Source organism: Gluconobacter sp. GP1 (genome assembly GCF_032913585.1).
In the GTDB taxonomy this organism is placed as follows: Bacteria; Pseudomonadota; Alphaproteobacteria; order Acetobacterales; family Acetobacteraceae; genus Gluconobacter; species Gluconobacter cerinus.
In genome coordinates this window covers 421,186-437,646 of the sequence record NZ_JASGXC010000003.1, presented here as the reverse complement: position 1 = coordinate 437,646, position 16,461 = coordinate 421,186, and the positions used below count along the sequence as shown (strand labels likewise).

General features: G+C 53.3%; 13 protein-coding genes. 10 read left to right on the top strand and 3 right to left on the bottom strand.

What is annotated here, in order from left to right; genetic code table 11:
• Positions 1-9 precede the first annotated feature (9 nt).
• The 5 genes from R5H23_RS10190 to R5H23_RS10170 are packed head-to-tail and all read left to right on the top strand — an operon-like array spanning position 10 to position 5,809.
• Positions 10-492 carry an RpiB/LacA/LacB family sugar-phosphate isomerase gene (locus R5H23_RS10190; RefSeq protein WP_046900499.1) on the top strand — a complete coding sequence of 161 codons (483 nt, stop codon included), beginning with the start codon at positions 10-12 and terminating at the stop codon, positions 490-492.
• A 59-nt stretch (positions 493-551) separates the two neighbouring features.
• Entirely contained in the window at positions 552-1,472 is a 921-nt protein-coding gene (locus R5H23_RS10185) for a substrate-binding domain-containing protein (protein WP_046900500.1), read from the top strand.
• A 28-nt stretch (positions 1,473-1,500) separates the two neighbouring features.
• Positions 1,501-3,006 carry a sugar ABC transporter ATP-binding protein gene (locus tag R5H23_RS10180; protein WP_317215333.1) on the top strand — a complete coding sequence of 502 codons (1,506 nt, stop codon included), beginning with the start codon at positions 1,501-1,503 and terminating at the stop codon, positions 3,004-3,006.
• The gene (locus tag R5H23_RS10175; protein WP_317215331.1) at positions 2,996-4,015 is read left to right on the top strand and encodes an ABC transporter permease; all 1,020 of its coding nucleotides are present in this window, start codon (positions 2,996-2,998) and stop codon (positions 4,013-4,015) included. The genes R5H23_RS10180 and R5H23_RS10175 overlap by 11 nt, the downstream gene beginning before the upstream one ends.
• Positions 4,016-4,054: 39 nt before the next feature.
• Positions 4,055-5,809, top strand: coding sequence for a dihydroxyacetone kinase family protein (locus tag R5H23_RS10170; protein WP_317215330.1), 1,755 nt, complete (start codon positions 4,055-4,057; stop codon positions 5,807-5,809).
• A gap of 124 nt (positions 5,810-5,933) precedes the next feature.
• Here R5H23_RS10170 and R5H23_RS10165 read toward each other — a convergent pair whose 3' ends face one another.
• Positions 5,934-7,664, bottom strand: coding sequence for a Hint domain-containing protein (locus tag R5H23_RS10165; protein WP_317215329.1), 1,731 nt, complete (start codon positions 7,662-7,664; stop codon positions 5,934-5,936).
• A gap of 552 nt (positions 7,665-8,216) precedes the next feature.
• On the opposite strand from R5H23_RS10165, the gene R5H23_RS10160 reads away from it, so the two are divergent.
• From R5H23_RS10160 to R5H23_RS10145, 4 genes are all read left to right on the top strand, one after another.
• Positions 8,217-8,849 (top strand): TetR/AcrR family transcriptional regulator, encoded by a 633-nt coding sequence (locus R5H23_RS10160; RefSeq protein WP_046900504.1) that lies wholly within the window; start codon positions 8,217-8,219, stop codon positions 8,847-8,849.
• A gap of 157 nt (positions 8,850-9,006) precedes the next feature.
• Positions 9,007-10,161: a Xaa-Pro peptidase family protein gene (locus tag R5H23_RS10155; protein ID WP_317215328.1), complete on the top strand. Its 1,155-nt coding sequence runs from the start codon at positions 9,007-9,009 to the stop codon at positions 10,159-10,161.
• A gap of 72 nt (positions 10,162-10,233) precedes the next feature.
• Positions 10,234-11,577: an MFS transporter gene (locus tag R5H23_RS10150; protein ID WP_317215327.1), complete on the top strand. Its 1,344-nt coding sequence runs from the start codon at positions 10,234-10,236 to the stop codon at positions 11,575-11,577.
• Positions 11,578-11,677: 100 nt separating this feature from the next.
• Positions 11,678-14,026, top strand: coding sequence for a TonB-dependent receptor domain-containing protein (locus tag R5H23_RS10145; RefSeq protein WP_317215326.1), 2,349 nt, complete (start codon positions 11,678-11,680; stop codon positions 14,024-14,026).
• A 57-nt stretch (positions 14,027-14,083) separates the two neighbouring features.
• Here R5H23_RS10145 and R5H23_RS10140 read toward each other — a convergent pair whose 3' ends face one another.
• Positions 14,084-14,851 (bottom strand): helix-turn-helix transcriptional regulator, encoded by a 768-nt coding sequence (locus R5H23_RS10140; protein WP_317215325.1) that lies wholly within the window; start codon positions 14,849-14,851, stop codon positions 14,084-14,086.
• Between R5H23_RS10140 and R5H23_RS10135 the strand changes: the two genes are divergently transcribed.
• Entirely contained in the window at positions 14,841-15,368 is a 528-nt protein-coding gene (locus R5H23_RS10135; RefSeq protein WP_317215324.1) for a nuclear transport factor 2 family protein, read from the top strand. The genes R5H23_RS10140 and R5H23_RS10135 overlap by 11 nt on opposite strands.
• Before the next feature lie 138 nt (positions 15,369-15,506).
• Here the strand turns inward: R5H23_RS10135 and R5H23_RS10130 are convergent, their stop codons facing one another.
• Positions 15,507-16,445, bottom strand: a complete 939-nt coding sequence (locus R5H23_RS10130; protein WP_317215323.1) for a metallophosphoesterase — start codon at positions 16,443-16,445, stop codon at positions 15,507-15,509.
• Between the last annotated feature and the right edge of the window lie 16 nt (positions 16,446-16,461).

The window sequence follows — 16,461 nt, the reverse complement described above, 5'->3', positions numbered from 1 at the left end:
AGAAAAATCATGCGTATTGCGATTGGAGGCGATCGGGCCGGAGAAGGTCTTGCAGGACTCATTGCTGCACATCTTCGCGCCACAACACCGCATACGGTTGTTGATATGTCCCATCCTGAAGATGATCATCCTGAGCTTTACTCGGAGCTTAGTGAGCGGGTCGGTCTCGCGATCACGCATGGGGATTTCGATCGGGGAATCCTGTGCTGCGGAACGGGAATTGGCGTTTGTATTTCCGCCAATAAAATTCCGGGAATTCGGGCCGCGCTAACGCACGACACCTATTCTGCAGAACGTGCTGCCCTTTCAAACGATGCCCAGATCATCACCATGGGGGCACGTGTCATCGGGCCGGAACTGGCCAAAAGCATTGTGGATGCCTGGCTGGCGCATAGCTTTGACCCGTCTGGGCCGTCCGCAGGCAACGTTGCGGGCATTGAAGAACTGAGCCGGAAATATTCCGAGCATCATCTGCAAACATCCAACTGCTGAAAATACTTCCCCTGCTTCCGATCTGATAACGGAACGGGTTATCTGGAAAGACGACGAACATGAAAAAAGCTCTTTTCCTTGGTGCTGTTCTGGCCGCAACGCCACTTGCTGCACAGGCCGCTGACACAAGCACGCCGCTGCGCTTTGTTCTGATTCCGAAAGTTGTCCATCCGTGGTTTGACAAGCTCAATACGGGTGCTCGTGCCGCAGCAGACATGATCACCAAAACCACGGGACAGAAAATCGAAATCGAATACCGTGCACCGCAAACAGCTGATGTCTCTTCCCAGAATGACATCATAGAAAGAGCGATTGCTACGCACCCTGACGGACTTATTCTTGATCTGCTAGACGAGAAGGGAAATCGCGCGACGATGGATGAAGCCATCGAGCAAAAAATTCCTATGACCGTTTTCGACTCTCTCCCTCCGGAGGGTATGAATATCACGGCAGTAGGCGCCGATTTCTGCGAGCAGGGAACGATTGCGGCCGAACGGCTTGCCACACTGATTGGCAAAAAAGGTGAAGTGGCCATCATGATGGGTGTGCCAACAGCGCCCAACCACACCTTACGTGCAGAGTGTGAAAAGAAGGTCTTTGCAAAATACCCGGATATCAAAGTTGTCGCGACCGGGATCGACAACGACAGCATCGAAACAGGTCAGAAACAGGCCTCGGCCATCATGCAGGCGCACCCCAATCTCGTGGGATGGGTTGCCTGTGATGCATCTGGTCCTGTCGGCATCGGGCAGGCCATCCGGGAAAGCGGGAAGGCAGGAAAAGTCCAGGAAGTCGGCCTCGATAACCTGAACGATATGCTTCAGCTTATTCGGGATGGTGTTGCGGAATCAACAGCGTCCAGCCGCCCGGAAATGCAGGGTTACTGGGCTGTCGTCTCTGCATGGCAGAGCGCGATGGGGCAGAAAACACCCAAATACATCGATACGGGCATCGACGTCATCACCAAGAAAACCCTCTGAGCCTGGCTCTGAGGCAGGAGTAACGATCATGGCGGTTCTCCAGGTTGAAGCTGTCCGTAAAAGCTATCCCGGTGTGGTCGCGCTCGATCACGTCGATCTGACGCTTGAGCCGGGCAAAATCCATATCCTGGCCGGAGAAAATGGCGCGGGTAAATCCACGTTGATCAAGACCCTGACAGGTCTTGTCACGCCTGACGAAGGAACGGTCCTGATCGAGGGGCAGGATGCTCTGGCGGATCATAGCCTTTTCTCCCGTATTGCTTACGTACCGCAAGAACTGAATCTGTTTCCGTCCATGACGGTTGCTGAAAACATGTTCATGCCGTTCCATCGTTCGGGATTTGGTCATCTGACGATTTCCCGGAAGGCCATGGAAGCGGAGGCATCCCGTTTTATCGAGCGCTTTGGGATTCATGCCCGACCGGGACAGACCGTCAGTCGCATCAGCGTATCAGATCAGCAACTGCTTCAGATTGCGCGTGCGGCCTGCCGGGATGAGTTCAAGGTTTTGATCCTGGATGAACCGACATCTTCCCTCACGGCGAACGAGACGGAACATCTTTTCCGCATCATCACCACGTTGCGGGATAGTGGCTGTGCAATTGTTTTTGTCTCGCACAAAATGGAAGAAATTTTCAGTCTGGGAGACACCGTGACTGTTCTGCGCAATGGTCGCAGTGTTGGGACGTACCCGATGGATGGCATGACGGAAGATCAGCTTATCCGCCTGATGTCTGGCAGTTCTGTTCAGCTTGAAGAGAAATTCCAGCCGCGAGGTGCCATTGATGATTCTGATATTCTTTTGAGTGTGGAAGGCCTGACGGGACCGGGTTTTTCAGATGTCTCTTTTCAGCTCCGTCGTGGCGAAATTCTTGGCTTTGCGGGGCTGGTGGGGGCTGGTCGTTCGGAAGTGATGCAGACCATGTTCGGGTATCATTCCGCAAAATCCGGACGGTGCATGTTTAACGGTAAAGAAATGCCTCGCGGCAGAACAGATCGGGCCGTGGCTATGGGCATGGTCTATCTTTCTGAAGAACGGAAACATCATGGTATTTTTCCGCTTCTGAGTGTGCGGGAAAATATCAGTCTTTCCGTGCTGGAAAAGATGAAGCGCGGTGGCATCATTTCTTCTGGCAAAGAGAAATCAATTGTTTCTGAAACGATCCAGAAATTTGATGTGCGAACATCCTCTGTCGGCAAGAAAATTGTCTTCCTGTCCGGGGGAAACCAGCAGAAAGCCATTATCGGCCGTGCCATGGCGCGTCGTCCTCGCATCCTGATTTTCGATGAGCCCACCAAGGGTATCGATATCGGCACGAAATTCCAGATCTACCGCATCATGCAACAGCTCGCGGAAGAGGGTGTCGGCATCATCCTCGTCTCTTCTGAGATGACTGAGTTGCAGCGTTGCGCAACGCGAATCATCACTATGTACGGCGGTCGGACCACCGGGTCGTTCGACCAGGCTACCACTGACGTCAATACGCTTGTGGGCGCGATCATCGGCGCCACGGAGACCCGTCATGTCGCTTGAAACCACACTCCCTGGAGCAACTCCCACGCCTCCAAAGGCGTCTTCCATTCGTGCGCTTATAGCCAGAATGGTCGCCAATCCGCTGGGTGGCGTCATTGGTGCGATGATCCTGATTTTCGGGATTTCGTGTCTGTTGTCGCCGCACTTCCTGACGTCATTCAACATGATCATCATCGCGCGTGCGCTTGCGTTCATCGGCTTGGTAACCATCGGGCAGGCCGTTTTGATGATCCTTGGCGAGCTTGACCTGTCCGTTGGTGCGATTGGTGGCCTCGCTGGCGTCGTTGGCGGCATGCTGATGGTGCAAGTCGGTTTGAATCCCTGGCTTTCGCTGGCTTTGTGCCTGTTGATGGGAGCGGGATGTGGCTTGTTGAATGGCCTGCTGATTACTCAGCTTCGTCTGCATTCTCTGGTGCTGACCATCGGTATGGCGGGCGTCTATGGGGGCGCCAATCTGGTGGCGACACGCGGCGTCGCCATTACCGGGGTGCCGCATGAAATCAGCTTCCTTGGTAGAGGTCTTGTCCTCGGCATCCCGGTTCCATTTCTGGTGCTGCTGGTCTGCCTGACGGTTGTTGCATTCGTCATGATGCGTACGCCTGTCGGGCGCTACATTTACGCCATCGGGAGCAACCCGCAGGCTGCAAGAATGCTCGGTATTCGTGTTAATGCCATTCGTATGGGCGCGTTTGCTCTCGCTGGTTTCCTGTCTGCTCTGGCTGGCATTCTCATGGTCGCGCGTCTCGGAACAGCACAGCCATCCATCGGTGACACATGGGTTCTGTCTCCGATTGCGGCAGCCGTCATTGGCGGCGTTGCAACAACGGGTGGTCTGGGAAGCCCGGTAGGCGCTGTGCTGGGGGCCGTGATCATCGGGATCATTGAAGACATCATCGTCCTCTTTGGCATCTCGCCGTACTGGCAGTCCGTTGTGAGCGGCGGCATCGTTGTGCTCGCCATCTCTCTGGACTCCCTCGCCCGTCATTACCTCAACCGCGACGCGTCCTGACCGTCAGCAGCTTTTCATCCTGATGAAGGAGAGACTCACATGACCAAGATCTGTGGCGATGCTTCCGAATTCGCAGCCTCGGCCCTGCATGGATACAGCATGGTGCATCGAGACCTTGTCAAAATGGTCCGGGGTGGTGTTGTGCGCGCCAAACCGGGTTCAAAAGGTAAGGTGGCTGTCGTCGTAGGGGGAGGATCAGGGCACTATCCGGCGTTCATCGGATATGTAGGAACTGGGTTTGCAGACGCGGCCATTGCTGGAGATATCTTCGCGTCTCCGTCAACGCAGGCCATTCAAAGTGTCGTCCGTCAGGCTGATCTCGGCGGAGGCATTCTTCTGGGTTTTGGCAATTATGCTGGAGATGTTCTGAACTTCGGTATCGCCGCCGACAGGTTGCGGGCAGAGGGATATGACGTTCGCATTCTTGCTACCATGGATGACGTGGCCAGCGCGACAGAAAACGAGAGGGAACGTCGGCGCGGTATTGCGGGTGATCTGACAATTTTCAAGATTGTGGGCGCTGCTGCGGAAGAAGGGCTGGATCTGGACGCTGTCGAACAGATTGGTCATCGCGTAAACCGTCAGACACGAACATTCGGCGTTGCTTTCGATGGCTGCACACTGCCGGGCGAAGCAGACAAGCTGTTTCACGTTCCGAATGCCCGAATGGCGCTTGGGCTTGGTGTGCATGGGGAGCCGGGGATCGGGGAAGAGAGTATTCCGACACCGCAGGTCCTGGCACAGATCCTGCTGGAAAAAGTCCTAAATGAACTGCCTGCCGGGGCATCCCGGCGTGTGGCTCTGACTCTCAACGGGTTGGGAAGCACGAAACAGGAGGAACTGTTTGTTCTGTGGGAAGCACTGGCGCCCCTGTTGGAAAAAGCAGGCCTGACGGCTGTGGCCCCTCTGGTTGGAGAATATGTCACCAGTCTTGATATGGCAGGCTGTTCACTGACCTTGACCTGGCTTGATGAAGAACTGGAGCGCCTCTGGTGCGCTCCAGTTGATACGGCCGCGTTGCGCCATGGTCTGATTGAAGAAGTAGATACAACTTTCGAGGACGCGCCAGTCGAGACCAGCGTGACATACATGAAATCGTCCACAGCAGAAGGGCGGCGAGGTGGTCAGTGCGTCTCGGGAGTTATGATCACCTTGGCCGAGGCTCTTGCAGCGGCAGAAACTGAGCTGGGTCATATCGATGCGGTGGCGGGAGATGGAGACCATGGTCAGGGAATGGCCCGCGGTTCGGCTGCCGCTAAAGCTGCGGCCGCCAGAGCGGCGATTTCAGGAGCTGGGCCTGCAACCACGCTTTCAGCGGCGGCAGACGCTTGGGCAGATCGTGCCGGCGGAACGTCTGGCGCTTTGTGGGGCGAGGGCCTGAGAGCGTTCAGTCTGGCGCTGGACGACAATGCGCTTCCTTCTTCAACGCAGCTTGCTCAGGGAGTAAGGCAGGCAATGGAGCGCATCATGTCTCTTGGGAAAGCCAAGCCTGGGGACAAAACCCTCATTGATGCTCTCGTGCCATTTGTGGAAATGCTTGAGCAGGAGCTTTCAGGTGGTGCGGCTCTGCCCGTGGCATGGTCTAAGGCCGCCAATGCCTCACAAGCCGCTGCCGAGGCTACGAAAGATCTTCTCCCTCGCATGGGGCGCGCTAGAACCCATGGTGAAAGAAGCAAGGGTCACCCTGATGCGGGAGCTCTTTCTCTCGCGCTTTGTGTTGGTGTGGTGGGAAAGGAACTGCAGACTCAGCTTCTTGAAGGTGAGCAAAAACGCACAGTTTCTCTGGGGGAGTAAGGGAAAAACCGGCGCTTTCTCAGAGAAACGCGTCAGGCGACGCCTTGTCTTGAGAACTCCTGACCTGGCGAAAGTGAAAGGTCAGGAGCTTTCTCTCCAAAAGCTCCTGACCCCTATTAACGGCTTAGCCGAAAGAAAGCTGGAGCGCTGAATCGTCCTGGCTCTCCAGAAGATATGGCCCTGCGTTCAGAACCTGAACTTCCAGCATCCCGATCGCATCAGCATTCCGGTTTCCCAGAGACACCAGAGCATTGCCATTCGTCCAACGGGCTTCACCGTTGGTTTCAGCGTACCAGCCTGCGTCCTCGGATGCAGAGAGATGGGACGTGACGGAATGGCAAATTGTGCTGTCCCAGAGTTTGATTTGCCCAACCAGAACGCCGAGATTGCGACGGTCATCAACAAATGGACCAATGACATCTGCTGGGCGGCTGCTTCGTGAAACCAGACGAACCGATGTGACGCCCGGCTGGATCTGGAACAGAACCGATCCCTGCATTGTCCGCGATGGATAAATCACGGTGTTGTCCGTCGTGACCAAATGCAGATCATGGTCATCAGTTTGTTCTGCGGGACGCGACGTTTCGCCGATATCCAGCTTGATCGCACGTTCCAGAAGCGCCGTATAAAGCGGTTCGACCTGCTCGCGGTTTACACCTAGCGGCGCGGCAGCATCAGACATCCATGTCTGATTGTTCAGGCGAACAACATCTCCGGTCTGTTCGAACGAAGTGCGGTTTCCCGTGTCCAGATAGCTTTCAGCTTCTGCGCCATCGGCGATAAGAACGCCGTGTGTTTCGAGTTCCACATGGAAGATTTCGAAAAAGCTCTCGGACGTATCTGTCGTGATGGAACGACCATTGACCAGCATCCGCGCCGGAACCATCAGATCATTCAGATGCAGGCAGTGCTCCGAGGTAATACGAAGGTCCTTGTGGGGGACGTTGTCGGCGAGTGCGTTGGCCTTGATGCAGACGGGCCATTTGTCCGGGTCTGCACTGGCTTTGACGTCCACAAAACGACGGCCCACCCAGCGGATTGGTTCTGGCTGAAGTTTGCCATTCCGTTTGACCATGACCAGATCACCAATCTGCAAGGTTTCAACGGCCTTTTCACCGCCTGGCGTTAAAATCATGGTGTTGGATAGATAGCAGACCGTAACCCGGATGCCGCCGCTATCGTACTGACCCGACGACGCTGAGACGTCGAACTTATGACCATCATAGGCAGTCGTATCCAGGCCCACGGACTGTACAAGCTTACCTGCTGAATAAACATTCAAGGTCGAGCCACTGACACTGGCTGACATGCTGGAACCAGCCTTGAAGTCTGCAAATGTCAGCAGAGAGCCAGAGGTAATGTCCAGACCGCTGATAATGGCGCCTGAATGAACTGTATAAATTCCACCGGAAGACACCGTGGCGCTAATGGACGACGCACCAGCCTGCACGGAGAATTCTCCGCCATTGGCAACAGTCGTATAATAGTCCTTGGATGGGCCGTAGCTGTTACCGAACTCCTGGGCAAATCCACCAGAGGAAACGGTGACGTTGCTGAGTACACCGCCTCGATTATTGATTTCAGCACCGGAAAAAACCGTGACACCTGTGACTGTCGCGCCGGAATAGGTGTAGAGCCGAGCGCCATTGGCAGCATATTTCGCGCCGCCAGAACTCAGTACGATGCCAGAGGCGCTTCCACTTTTGACATTGACAACGCCGCCTGAAGAAACAGCGATGCTGCTGGCTTTCCCGCCACCTGAGACATTCAGTGTGCCGCCACCACGGACAACGAAACCGCTTTGTGTCGTACCGCTAACGGTCGTGGAGCTGCCTGAACTGACTGTCGTTGTCATGTGAGTCCTATGCTTCTTCGTCGACGCTGAATGCGAATGGTTTGTTTTAAGTAAACTAATGGTATGATTTCAGGTGGTTTTTGTAAAATGGAAATATTGATTTTCACGATTTTCCACGGCTGAAAAATCAAAAAGAAAACACTGAGTTTCTAAAAAGTCCTGATCTTTTCAGGAGAAATACTTTTTGAAAAAATGCATTCTAGAGGGCGGTGTTAATCGGAATTTTCATATTGGATTCCGAATGTGGGATGGAGAGAGGCCAGAAAAGCGCTCTGATATTTTCAAATCGATAGATGGTCTGCGGTAGCATAGTGGTTTCTGGAAATGCCTCCCTCCCGGCAAACCTGAGAGGCCCATTCGAGATGTGGAGAGACTGATGATCTCGATAACGTCATGTCCCGAGGTCTTTGCCTAGAACAGCAACCCTAAGAAAGTGTTGATTGGAAGAAGCGTTGGCGAATGGAATTGAAGAGGAATTTCCGGAAGCGGAAGCTTCACTGTAAGAGAATTTCCTATCGTTGGTTTTGGCATCAGGGGCCTGTCTGTAATCTCATGAGTGTTTCTTCCGTCCCCGTGCGGCGGCGTACGCAGGCTGATCGTAGCGCCTCGACGCGTGCCAAGGTTGTGCAAGCGGCCGTCAATCTGCTTCAAACGCAGGGCTATGCCGCGACAACAATACAGCGCATCGCAAAGGCGGCGGGTGTCAGTCTTGGGGCGTTGCAGCACCACTTCCCCACAAAATCACTGATTATGGCCACGGTCCTGCGTCATTATGCTCTTAAGCGCGCGCGCCTCTACAGGCAGGCTATCAGCAACAAGGAAACACCTGAGCAGCGTGTTGATGCCATGCTGGATACGATGTGGGCACTCGTGACCGCCGGGCCGGAATTTATTGCGACGGTGGAAATAGAGCTGGCAAGGCGAAGCGATCCGGATCTGGAAGAAGTGACAGCTCCGGTTCTCGCCCGCATTGACCAGTTCATGACGCGGTGGTTGTCCGGAAAGCGGGGTGTGGCGCCCAGTCAGGAGTTTATTGATCTGCGACTTCTGAATGCTGCGCTTTTGCGTGGGTTAGCAGTTGAAACGGCACGAGGCATTCCGCTGGAGGATCTCTATCGCTCCTTTGAAGTCTGGCGCAGATTTGCCCGTGAAGAATTCCTTCGGATTGCCTTGAAAACTCCCTGATTGAGAGGGCTGGAAACGTCGCGCACGGACAGGGTCGAATCATTCCGATACGCAAATAATTTATCTTGACGCACAACAAACAAGTAGGTTGTATTGCTTTTATAAGAATTTGAATGGGAGCGTTGAGAGACCTCCCTCCAGCACAACAGGGTCAGACATGACAATGCCGCCTCTTACTGCTTTGCAGGTTTCTCCCGCCGAAATGGCCGAACGCCATAAGAAGGTCCGGGAAAAAATGGAGGCAGCCGGCCATGCGGCGTATGTCTCTTTTGATCCCGACAATATCTATTACCTGACAAATTTCGCTAATTTCGTTCATGAGCGTCCATTTGTACTGGTTCTGACTGCCTCTGACGCGACGTTCATTGTTCCCAGGCTTGAGATCCCGCATGTGGAGCGGCACAAGGTCGGTGCCCTGACGCTCGCGGAGTATGCCGAGTTCCCAGCCCCTGCTGGAGCGCGATGGTCTGATCGTCTGGCGAGCATTCTGCCAGCGCAGGGCACAATCGGTATTGAGGCTGCCTGTCCGGCTTATTTGCAGGCAGCGATCGGACCTCGGTGCCAGATCCTGAATATCGTCGATGACGTCCGGCAGATTAAGTCTGCCCATGAGATTTCACGTATCGCGTGGACAAGTGACGTGATGACCAAGGCGCTTGCCATGATGATGGGCAAGGTCAAGCCAGGTGTGATGGTGGCTCAGGCCATTTCAGACGTGACACCCTATTTTTACCACCGCTGCCTGACGGAAGCACCGGCTTATAATGTCATGTCCAGCAAGGCTGCCGGTCTCATCCAGCCGCCTGCCTATACAGACGATCCGCATAATTTTTCATGCCTGACCGCACCGTGTGAACCAGGAGGCCCGTTTATGGGGCTTATTGCGGGACGCATTAACGGATATGGCGCGGAAATCGAGCGAACGTTCTTCTTGGATCATATCCCCGAAGACGCGAAACGTCCCTTCGATACCATGATGGAAATGCGCCATACGGCATACGGCATGCTTAAGCCGGGTGCGATTGGTTCCGAAATTGATGCGGCCTGCCAGGCTATTGCGCATCGCGCGGGCTATGAAACGCCGCTACACCGAACTGGCCATAGTTTCGGCGTTACCAGTCATGAAGCTCCGTTCCTTGCTCTGGGTGAAGATAACGTCATTCAGCCGGGTATGATTTTCAGTATTGAGCCGGGAATTTATATCAAAGGGCAGGGTGGATACCGGCATTCGGATACAGTTCTGATCACTGAATCCGGATACGAAATACTGACAAAATATCCCGATGGAAAAGAAAATCTCATCGTTCGTTAGGCCTGAGGCACACGCTGATTTTTCCTGACGAAGTTTGTTTTTTCATTCTCCCTTGTGTCGGGAACGCTATCGATGACTATTTCAGAACGGCTGGAGCAGCTTCCGTTTTCCCGCTTTCATTACAAGCTTCTTCTGGTGGGGGGAGCAGGGTACTGCTTTGACGGGCTTGATGGAGCCATTTTGGCATTCGTGATGCCCGCTATTCAGCATTTATGGGGCCTGTCCCTGTCACAGCTGGGGCTATTGGGCAGCTCCGCGTTTTTGGGATATTTCATTGGTGCGCTGTGTGCCGGTTTGATTGCAGACAGATGGGGCCGCCGATCCGTCATGATGTGGGCTTTGGCCTGCTACTGTCTTGGATCTTTGGCTTCGGCCTTCTGTACAAACTGGCACAGCTTTATTCTGACACGGATGATCGCGGGTCTTGGGACTGGCGCTGAATCCGCCATTATCGCTCCATATCTTTCAGAGTTTGTGCCGCGCTGTTATCGCGGAGCCTTTACTGGTGCTCTGGCCGGCTTTTTCTCTTTTGGCTTCGTTGCTGCGGCTCTGCTGGGTTACGCCCTGATACCGGGATCTGCGGACGGGTGGCGTTGGGCGCTGGCTCTGACAGCCTGTCCGGTTGTTCTGCTGCTTTGGTGGCGCAGATCTCTGCCGGAATCTGCCCGTTGGCTTCAGATCGTCGGGCGAGGACAGGAAGCTCATGCTGTTCTCAGTGGCATCGAAAGAGAACTAGGGCGCCCATCGGTGGCTTATGAGGCAGAAGGCGCGCCATCATCACCATGCACGCGTATGTCCAAGCAATTCACGCAGCTTTTGTCGGCACGCCTGCGCAAGGTCACCATCATGAGCTGGCTTCTCTGGATGTCCATAACGTTCAGCTATTATGCGTTCTTTTCCTGGCTGCCTACGCTCCTGATCGCTCGGGGTTTTACCATTGCGCATAGTTTCGGTTTTTCAATCGCAATCTACGTGGCGCAAATCCCCGGGTATTTCAGCGCTGTTTATTTCAACGAAGCGTGGGGACGAAAAGCGACCATTGTAGGTTATCTAGCTGCCGCGATGGTCAGCGCTCTTGGTCTGGGGATGGCGAGTTCTTCGACCGCAGTTCTCGTATCCGGCCTTCTGCTCTCCTTCTTCATGAATGGAACGTATGCCGGGGTGTACGCCTACACTCCTGAAATTTTCCCAACGTCTCTCCGTGCGACGGGCATGGGAACAGCATCGGCACTTGGTCGAGTAGGAGCGATTGCTGCCCCGCTCTTGATTGGTGCCGCATATCCCAAAGTAGGCTTTGCAGGAGTGTTTGGGCTGACCGCCGTCATTTTGTTCGGTGGCGCGCTCAGTATCCTCCTGTTCGGGCCGTCCACCAAAAACCGTTCTCTGGAAGCGATTACTGGAGATTACGGCGTGTAAGTCACGTCTGCCTCCACACGTCTCTCTCCACCAAATTCGCTCATGCGAATGCATGAAACACGCCACCTTCATAACCGGAGATATTCCGGGGAGACCTGAAATGTTCCGATATAACAATTATTTTCTTCTGTGCGGCACCGCTCTTGCCATGACGCTTTCCGTCTGTACGGAAACATCTGTCGCGGCCCCAATCACAAAGGGCGCAGTTCACAAACATGCGTCTCACCCCAAAGCTGGGGCAACTGCACAAAAGCCTGTGTTGTCTCCCGTTCAGCATAATCGCAAGGCCATGCAATCTTCGCAACCTGAGACGATTATGGTTCGGCAGACGAGAAACGTGTTTGGGCAGGCGGCGAGACAGAAGCAGGGCATTTCAGTCACTCATATCGATGCTGCGGATCTTGCAAGGCATCAAGTGACGGACGTTAAAGGCCTGATGAATCTTGCGCCCAATCTCACGGTGCAGCCTCAAGGTGCGAGTTCCAGTGTCAATTTCACATTGCGTGGTGTGGGGCTAAACGATTTTACCTCCAACAATACGCCATCCGTCATGACCTATGTGGACGGCGTAGCTTTGCCTATTGGATATATGGCAGGCGCTGCGATGTTTGATATGGCGGGTGTGGATGTCAGCAACGGGCCATCCGGTTACACGCACGGACAAACCGTGACGGCTGGTGAGATCAACGTTCAAACGGCGGATCCGACGAAGGCGCTTCACTATGGTGCGTCGGAAGATATTGCGACTTATAATCGCAGCATTACCAACCTCTATGTTTCCGGCCCCATCACCTCCAACGTGCAATACCGGATTGCTGGTTTTACTCAGCAGGGGGGAGGCTTTCAGAAGAACATCAACACAGGCCAGACTTTGGGAAATGCCAACAAAGGCGGTTTGCGCGCAAAGGTTGCCTGGCAGCCTGACGATAAGACGAACATCGTTTTTAGTGGGAACTGGATGCAGGATAATTCCCAGGCTACCGGCGTTTATAATATTCAGGATCTATCGAGAAATACGCCAGCTTACAGCAATAACAGGGATACCTCGTGGGGCTTTCGCCCGGAATTTCTCAAGTTGTCAGGTAATGAGGGACAGACAAAACCATCTTATAACAACACCTTCTGGGGGGCAGGCGTTAATATCACGCGGAACCTAGGATTTGCGAACCTGACGACTATCAGCGCATTCCAGCAGATGTACGTTCATAATCTCATGGATCTGGATGGCACGCGCTATGCAATCTATGACGTGGACGTCAACACGAATGCCAATATGTTCTCGCAAGAGGTCAAGTTAGCATCGCGCAACCCACAGTCACGCCTTCAGTGGACAGTGGGGATGTATTATGACCGCACGCAAATGCGTTCTTCCATTTTCAATGATTATTCCCAGTCTGGGTCCCGGCCTTATGTGCAGCGGACCAGCTATAATCAGGATCAGCAGGCGTTCAGTCAGTATGGCCATTTGCGCTTTGCCCTCACCAAACGACTGCATCTTCAGGCGGGCCTGACGCATGAATCCGATGACCGTACCCTCTATAATATGCGGACTATGCGGTATAACACTCCGGCGTATCCAATGCCTTTTGACAACCGGTATGGCCGACATGGTGCTTTGACCAATCAGTTTTCCGGAATGGGCGGCATTGAATATCAGGCGTTCAATAATCTGATGTTTTATGGGTCAATTCGGAAAGGGTTCAAGCCGGGAGGGTTCACAGCCAACAATACGGTTGTTGAATCGCAGCTTAATCCAACAAAGCCGGAATCCCTTCTGGCGTATGAAGTTGGTTTCAAGTCTGATTATCTGCATCACAAGCTTCGTATCAATGGTGATGCATTCTGGTACGATTATCATAATCAGCAGATGATCGGTTTGGCCGTTATCCCGCGTTATGGCGTGGTCGGCCAGTACGTCAACATTCCCAAGAGCCGTATCTGGGGCGTGGAGATGGAGATTGATGCCAACCCGATCGCGGGGTTGGTCCTGCACCAACATATTGGATACGAGCGCGGGAATTATAAGGATTTCAACGCTATCGACTCAACGGCTGTCGCTCTTGCGTACATCAAGACGGGCGTGCTGAGCGCGCAGTACAAGAATTTCAATAACGTCGATATGGGAATTCCGAAGCTGACGCTTGAGGGCTCTGCGTCCTACAAGGTGAAGCTCGGTGAAGCATGGGGGCTGACGCCCTATGTCGATTACAGTTACCGCGGATCCCAGTTAAATATTCCTGGGAATAACCTTTACCGGCTGCCAGCTTATTTCCTGCTGGACGCTGGTCTGACGTTCGCACCTAAGAGCGGAAAATGGTCCGTCTCGGCCTATGCAAACAATTTGCTGAACCGCCATTATGACGTAACACGGGACACGGGTTTGAATGGTATTTTCGGCGTTCCCGGAACGCCACGCATGGTTGGTGGTCGCCTGAAAGTAGACTTCTGATCACGGCAGGCAGGTTCGACACCTTGACGCCCTTTCCTGAACAAGGGCGTCAAGGTTTTAAATCTTTCTGGTTACCCGTTTCGTGTAATCGCTTGGGGCGTATCCGGTGCTTTTCTTAAACGCCGCAGCGAAAGCACCCAGACTCTCGTAGCCTACCGCGGCAGCTACGCAGGTGACCCTCTCGCCACGCGCCAGTTTTTCCTGCGCGCTGAGAATGCGGAGCTTCTGGCGCCAGACTGAAAATGACATCCCCGTATCAGCGGTAAAATGGCGCACAAAAGAGCGTAAGGACATTCCGGCAAACTTTGCCCAGTCCTGCTGTTCTCTCACATCAGCCGGGTCACTGCTCAGAGCTTCGGTGACCAGCTTTAGCCTGACGTCTTTCGGGGCAGGCAATGTGACGGAACTGCAAGGGATGGAAAGCAGTTCATCCCAAAAGCTTTCAGCCAGGCGCGTTGTACGGTCATCCCATTTTTCATCAGCAATCACAGATGTCAGGCGCTCGGCTTGAGCCATTATCAAGCGCGTACTGTCTGCGACAAAAGGCCTGACCGGAAGGGATGCGCACCTATCTTCCCTGACATACAGGCTCCATCCAGAAATTGCTCCATGAGAGCGAGCATCGTGATTTGTCTTCGGCGGGACCCAGAGAAATTGCCCCGGGCCGATCAGCCAGTAAGCCCCTTCAGTTTTGACGACCATAATCCCGTGTTCTATCAGTATAATCTGGCCGGTTTTGTGGATATGAAGGTCCGTTATACGACGCTGAGGTTGGCTGATCTGTCCTGCCGATAACCACGAGATGTCAGTATCTGTGGAAAGCATCCTTGGTATGGGAGAAGATATTTTGGCGCACATGAGTCGAAATATGACCTATTTTCGAGAGCGCGCCATGTTTTTCTCCAATATGACTTCTGATGACATTCAGAAAATTAATGGAGGCTTTATGTCATTGGAAAAACACGAGCGTACAATCCGCCAGATGTTCGCCACTTTTACGGATTTTACCTCAGACATCAGTGGACTCTCCAATTTCATGACGACGGACTATCGACAGTTCGTCGATGGACAGGAGATGACGCTCGATGATTTTCGCACCCATACCACGGCTTTACGCAGCGGCCTCCGAGAGCTGGATATTAGCATCCAACGTATCATCTGTGACGGTGACAACGCCGCTACGGTGCATTTCGCGCGCGCTACACGTTATTCTGGTGAGCATAGCCTCATCAAGGTTATTGCATTCTACCGGTTTCGAGGCCCCCGTATCTGTCTCGTGGATGAACTGACGCACGTCATTGAAGGTCATCACGAAGATAGAGCATTGGGATCGCTGCAGTAATAGATTGCCTTGATGGCTTTGTGTGAAGCACATAAGGGCAAAGAGACAAATGAGCTGAGCCGCTTTCAAATCGATTGTAAAATCAGAGTGAAGGCGGCTCAGCTGGAAAATAATTCCCCAATTAAAACTAATTTTGAGTCAGTAAGTGTTCTGAGGGGAGACGGTGTGAAATCCGTAAGTTTTATACTCCGTGCGAACGGTATTGTTCTCGACATGAACCATCATGTAGCCCTCAGGGGTTCCAAGATGTAGTCCGTGCCACCAATTTCCGCTGACAGCGCCGCCAGTGATAAATTGGATGCCGTTATGTTCCACCTGTTCCAGAACGTGAGTATGGCCCTGGAAAACAGCCAGAACATTATGTCCGGAAAGTAAGGCCAGAATTTCTCGTGTATTCACGGTGCTTAGTGCCTGGTGCTTGAAAAGAGACGGGCTTTCGTCAGCATAGGTGTAAAATGCGGTCACCATAGGAATATGCGTCGAAATAATAATCGGTGCTGTTGCGGGGACTGTCTGAAGGTAGGCTTTCAACCAGCTTACTTGCCGTGCGTCAAAGCGTCCCTCGTAATCGCGATCTGGCGTGATTGTCACGGAGTCCAGAACGATGAAGTGAACACCTTTATGCTCAAACGCATAATAGGTTTCGCCAAATGCCTTACGGAAAAAATTCTTTCCGAATTCAGCATTCTGCGTTGAAGCCCCGCTCTTGGCATAGACCCCAAAACAGTCGTGATTGCCGACAGTATGGTAAACCTTTTTGCCAAGCTCCTGCTCAGTCATTTCATACAGATCAAGCAGCTTATGTGCGCGAGGAAGAGAGACTTCCATTGCGTCATAAATGTGATCTCCACCCTGCAGGACAAAATCTGCTTGTTCTTTGGAGGCTGCCCGAAAGGCCATCTGGCAGCCTTTCATGGCATCCAGTTCTGGCTGGAGATGCGTGTCCGTTATGAACAGGAATGAAAAAGGCTCGTGCGAGATGGCTGGCGTGCTTTGTCCAAAAGCGCCCTTGACCAGAGTGGTGGACAGCAAGGCACCTCCCGCTCCCAGAATGCCGCGACGTGATAGTGATGGCATGAGAATTTTCCTTGGC

Bases quoted from the DNA above. Each gene is read 5' to 3' on its own strand.
- R5H23_RS10180 (WP_317215333.1), top strand. From the start codon at position 1,501: ATGGCGGTTCTCCAGGTTGAAGCTGTCCGTAAAAGCTATCCCGGTGTG.
- R5H23_RS10155 (WP_317215328.1), top strand. From the start codon at position 9,007: ATGACAATGCCGCCTCTTACTGCTTTGCAGGTTTCTCCCGCCGAAATG.
- R5H23_RS10185 (WP_046900500.1), top strand. From the start codon at position 552: ATGAAAAAAGCTCTTTTCCTTGGTGCTGTTCTGGCCGCAACGCCACTT.
- R5H23_RS10170 (WP_317215330.1), top strand. From the start codon at position 4,055: ATGACCAAGATCTGTGGCGATGCTTCCGAATTCGCAGCCTCGGCCCTG.
- R5H23_RS10150 (WP_317215327.1), top strand. From the start codon at position 10,234: ATGACTATTTCAGAACGGCTGGAGCAGCTTCCGTTTTCCCGCTTTCAT.
- R5H23_RS10175 (WP_317215331.1), top strand. From the start codon at position 2,996: ATGTCGCTTGAAACCACACTCCCTGGAGCAACTCCCACGCCTCCAAAG.
- R5H23_RS10190 (WP_046900499.1), top strand. From the start codon at position 10: ATGCGTATTGCGATTGGAGGCGATCGGGCCGGAGAAGGTCTTGCAGGA.
- R5H23_RS10145 (WP_317215326.1), top strand. From the start codon at position 11,678: ATGTTCCGATATAACAATTATTTTCTTCTGTGCGGCACCGCTCTTGCC.
- R5H23_RS10165 (WP_317215329.1), bottom strand. From the start codon at position 7,664: ATGACAACGACAGTCAGTTCAGGCAGCTCCACGACCGTTAGCGGTACG.
- R5H23_RS10160 (WP_046900504.1), top strand. From the start codon at position 8,217: ATGAGTGTTTCTTCCGTCCCCGTGCGGCGGCGTACGCAGGCTGATCGT.
- R5H23_RS10130 (WP_317215323.1), bottom strand. From the start codon at position 16,445: ATGCCATCACTATCACGTCGCGGCATTCTGGGAGCGGGAGGTGCCTTG.
- R5H23_RS10140 (WP_317215325.1), bottom strand. From the start codon at position 14,851: ATGCTTTCCACAGATACTGACATCTCGTGGTTATCGGCAGGACAGATC.